Below are 594 nucleotides of genomic sequence, written 5' to 3' on the forward strand. Positions count from 1 at the left end.
GCCCCCCTTCCGCGCGCGGAGGCCGCGCCGGTTCGTCCAGCCCCAGCAAGAGCAGGCTTCCCGCGAGGAACAGGCCGCCCGCCAGGAAGAAGGTGCCCGCCACCGACAGCGCGCGGATGACGGCGGAGGACGCGAACAGCGCCGCGACGAACACCAGGTTCGACGTCGCGTCCAGCAGCGCGAAGAGCGTGGCGCGCTGCCTGGCGGGCGCGAAGTCCGCCACCATCGCGTTGGACACCGGCGCCGCGCTGCGCGACAGCAGCATCTTGAGGATCATCACGGCGGCGAGCGGCTGCGGGTCGTCCACCAGCGCCACCGCCGGCACCATCAGCGACGTGACGAGCGACAGGCCCACCACGAAGGGCTTGCGCCCATGGCGGTCCGACAGCGCCCCCAGCACCGGCTGCACGAAGATGGGCAAGAGCGCCCCCGCCGTGTAGAGCGCGCCAATCTCCTGGAAGCCCAGCCCGCGCGAGCGCAGGTACAACGGCATCACCGGGTTGAGCAGGCCGGAGGCCGCCATGCCCAGCAGCCCCGAGCCCAGCATCACCCGCAGGTTCCCCAGCCCCCGCGTCAACCCATACATCTCCCGGA

General features: G+C 72.2%; 1 protein-coding gene. It reads right to left on the reverse strand.

Annotated elements, in window-relative coordinates:
* On the reverse strand, positions 1 to 577 hold a 577-nt coding region (locus D7W79_RS42575), incomplete at its 3' end, for an MFS transporter (RefSeq protein ID WP_158617197.1).
* Positions 578 to 594: the final 17 nt, after the last annotated feature.

It is taken from the genome of Corallococcus exercitus (genome assembly GCF_003611585.1).
GTDB lineage: Bacteria > Myxococcota > Myxococcia > Myxococcales > Myxococcaceae > Corallococcus > Corallococcus exercitus.